Raw genomic sequence first — 3,518 nt, forward strand, 5'->3', positions numbered from 1 at the left:
CCCTCGGTCAGCCGGCGCATGTGCGGCGTGTCCGCCGGGGCACCGGCGGTGAGCATGAGCGCGAGGTCGTGCAGCCCGGGATTGTGACCGATCAGCAGCACGCTCCGCACCGTCTCCGACACGGTATTGAGCACGGCGCACAGCTGCGGCGCGGTGGCCAGGTACAGCGCGTCCATCGGCTCGATCAGCGGCGTCTCGTCCCACGGCTCCAGCGCCTCCAGCGTCTGGAGCGTGCGGCGGGCGGAGGAGACGAGGATCAGGTCGGGCACAAGCCCGAGGTCGCGCATCATCCGGCCCATGCCGGCGGCTGCCTGCCGGCCACGCGTGTTCAGCGAGCGGGCATGATCGGACAGCTTCGGATCGTCCCAGGACGATTTGGCATGCCGCAGCAGCATGAGCTGACGCATCGGTGGTCCTCGCCGGCCAGGGGCGGCTGCCGGACCCGCCCGCCGGACTTGCCCACCACCCGTTCGACCACATCCTACACCAATCGACCGATCGCAATCGACCCGTGAGCGGGGTAGCCATGACCGTGCCGGCCTGCCGCCGCGCCTGCCTCGACCGGGGCGACGCGCCCATCCCGAACGTGTCCCGCCAGAACCTGTCCTGCGCGACGGGCCGGCGGTGAGCGCGCGCCGGCCACGCGCGGGCGGCGCACTGCGCGTCGTGCTCGGCGATCAGTGCACCGCGGGCCTGTCCGCCCTCGACGATCTCGATCCGGCGGCGGACACGGTGCTGATGGCGGAGGTGCAGGCCGAATGCACCTATGTGCGTCACCATCCGAAGAAGATCGCCCTCGTGCTGTCGGCGATGCGGCATTTCGCCCGCGCGCTGGAGGCCCGCGGCGTGCGCGTCGCCTATGTCCGGCTCGACGACGCGGACAACACCCACACGCTGCGCGGCGAGGTCGTGCGCGCCGCGAACCGGCTGCGCCCCGCCGCGATCGTCGCGACCGAGCCCGGCGAGTGGCGGGTGCTCGAGGACATGCGCGGCTGGCAGGACGCCGCCGGCGTGCCGGTGGAGATACGCGACGACACCCGCTTCGTCTGCCGCCTGCGTGAGTTCCGCGCCTGGGCGCGCGGCAAGCGGAGCTTGCGCATGGAGTTCTTCTACCGCGACATGCGCCGCCGCACCGGCCTGCTGATGAACGGCGACACGCCGGAGGGCGGGCGGTGGAACTACGACGCGGAGAACCGCAAGCGCCTGCCGCCCGGCATCGACGTGCCGGCGCCGCCGGCTTTCGCGCCGGATGCGATCACGCGGGACGTGCTGGCCCTCGTCGCAGCGCGCTTCGGCGACCATTTCGGCGATCTCGACGGCTTCGCGTGGCCGGTGACGGCGCGCGACGCCGGCCGCATGCTGGACGATTTCATCACCCGCCGCCTGCCGTCCTTCGGCGACTGGCAGGACGCGATGGCCACGGGCGAGGCGACGCTGTTCCACAGCCTGATCTCCACCTCGCTCAACTGCGGCCTGCTCGATCCGCTGGAGGCGTGCAGGCGGGCGGAGGCGGCCTACCGCGCCGGCGACGCGCCGCTCAACGCGGTGGAGGGCTTCATCCGCCAGATCATCGGCTGGCGCGAATACGTGCGCGGCATCTACTGGCTGCACATGCCGGACTACGCGACGCGCAACGGCCTCGATGCCACGCGGCGTCTGCCGGATTTCTACTGGACGGGGGAGACGCGCATGGCCTGCCTGCGCGCCGTCGTCGATCAGACGCGCGCGCACGCCTATGCGCATCACATCCAGCGGCTGATGGTCACCGGCAACTTCGCGCTGCTCGCCGGGCTCGATCCCGATCAGGTGGACGAGTGGTACATGATCGTCTTCGCCGACGCCTATGAATGGGTGGAGATGCCGAACACGCGCGGCATGGCGCTGCACGCCGATCACGCCGTCGTCGGCTCGAAGCCCTATGCCGCGTCCGGCGCCTATATCAACCGCATGAGCGACTACTGCGCCGGCTGCGCCTATGACGTGCGGCAATCGACGGGCCCGGCGGCGTGTCCGTTCAACGCGCTCTACTGGGACTTCATCGCGCGGCACGCCGACCGCTTCGCCGGCAACCCGCGCATGGCGATGCCGGTGCGCACATGGCGCCGCATGGCGGCGGCGAAGCAGCGCGCGCTGCGCGAACGCGCGGCGGATTTCCTCGCCGCGATGGACGCCGGGGACGCGGTGTGACGCCGCTGGCCGCCGCCGCGACCGCGCCTATCCCGCGCGCGCCTATCCCTCCCGCGTCTGGGCGTCGAGGTCGATCCACGACAGATGCCCGCCCTTGCCCGCGCCGGTGTCGAGGAAGACGGCCCGCCCGCCGGCGGCGTTGGTGCGGCGCCAGGGGCGGCCGTCGGTGCTGCGGCGGTCATGGCCGCAATAGACCGTCAGGCCCGCCGGGATGCGGTCGATCCAGGCAAGGCTGCGTTCGGGAAACCCGTCACCCTGTATCCGGCCCGTGGGCTTGCCGTACAGCGCCCGCGCCAGCGCGCCGTGGGCATGCAGCGCGTCAAGCGGCGGCGGGTCGCCGAGCAGCATGTCGGTGTGAAACCCGCCATGCACGAACAGCGCCTGGTCGCGCCTTGCCCAGGCCGGGGCGCGGCCGATTTCCTCGATCGCGCGCACCCGCAGCGAGGCATCGAGCGCGTCGCGCGTCGCCGCCAGCGCGGGCGTGACGCGCACCCCTTCGCCGCGCAGCACGCGGCGCAGCTTGTAGTCGTGGTTGCCCAGCAGGAACAGGCCGCGCCCCTCGTCGATCAGCCGGAATATCAGGCGCAGCACGCCCGCGCTGTCCGGCCCGTAATCGGACAGGTCACCGAGCTGCACCACGAACCGGTCGGTCTCGCAGGCATAGGTGAAGCCGCGCAGGTCGCCGTGGACATCGCCGACCACCCGCAACGCACGCCCGGGCGGGATCGTCATGCCGCCGATCGCTGGCCCCCGCCGCTGATGCCGCGATACGCCTCCAGCGCGCGCGTCCGCCCCGCCGCGAGATCGACGACCGGGCGCGGATAGTCGGCGCCGAGCCGCACGCCCGCCGCCGCCAGCGCCGCCTCCGGCGCCTCCCACGGCGCATGGACGTGGCGGGCGTCGAGGCGCGTCAGCTCCGGCACCCAGCGGCGGACATAGTCCCCGTCCGGGTCGAACTTCGTGCCCTGCAGCACCGGGTTGAACACGCGGAAGAACGGCGCGGCATCGGCGCCGCAGCCCGCGACCCACTGCCAGCTCGCGGCGTTGGAGGCGAGGTCGGCATCGACCAGCGTGTCCCAGAACCACGCCTCGCCGTCCTGCCAGCGGATCAGCAGGTGCTTGATCAGGAACGAGCCGACGATCATCCGCACGCGGTTGTGCATCCAGCCGGTCTGCCAGAGCTGGCGCATCCCCGCATCGACGATCGGCACGCCCGTCTGTCCGCGCGTCCAGGCGCGCAGCCCCGCCGCGTCGTCCCGCCACGGCATGCGCGCGAACTCCGCGCGCAGCGGCCGGTCCGGCAGGTGCGGATGGTGCCACAGCAGATAGGC

Annotated in this window: 4 protein-coding genes; 1 reads left to right on the forward strand and 3 read right to left on the reverse strand. The window is 72.3% G+C overall.

The window, feature by feature from the left end; translation table 11 throughout:
* The coding region (locus tag B8460_RS18240; RefSeq protein ID WP_048863045.1) for a SixA phosphatase family protein at positions 1 to 407 on the reverse strand (407 nt) is incomplete at its 3' end.
* 217 nt (positions 408 to 624) lie between these two features.
* On the opposite strand from B8460_RS18240, the gene B8460_RS18245 reads away from it, so the two are divergent.
* Positions 625 to 2,187 (forward strand): cryptochrome/photolyase family protein, encoded by a 1,563-nt coding sequence (locus B8460_RS18245; protein ID WP_048863046.1) that lies wholly within the window; start codon positions 625 to 627, stop codon positions 2,185 to 2,187.
* A 42-nt stretch (positions 2,188 to 2,229) separates the two neighbouring features.
* Here B8460_RS18245 and B8460_RS18250 read toward each other — a convergent pair whose 3' ends face one another.
* Together B8460_RS18250 and B8460_RS18255 are read right to left on the reverse strand one after the other, a co-directional pair.
* Positions 2,230 to 2,919: a metallophosphoesterase gene (locus B8460_RS18250; RefSeq protein WP_048863047.1), complete on the reverse strand. Its 690-nt coding sequence runs from the start codon at positions 2,917 to 2,919 to the stop codon at positions 2,230 to 2,232.
* The coding region (locus B8460_RS18255; RefSeq protein ID WP_048863048.1) for an FAD-binding domain-containing protein at positions 2,916 to 3,518 on the reverse strand (603 nt) is incomplete at its 5' end. The genes B8460_RS18250 and B8460_RS18255, both read right to left, overlap by 4 nt.

The sequence above is a fragment of the Acidisphaera rubrifaciens HS-AP3 genome (genome assembly GCF_000964365.1).
Classification (GTDB): domain Bacteria; phylum Pseudomonadota; class Alphaproteobacteria; order Acetobacterales; family Acetobacteraceae; genus Acidisphaera; species Acidisphaera rubrifaciens.

Bases quoted from the DNA above. Each gene is read 5' to 3' on its own strand.
- B8460_RS18250 (WP_048863047.1), bottom strand. From the start codon at position 2,919: ATGACGATCCCGCCCGGGCGTGCGTTGCGGGTGGTCGGCGATGTCCAC.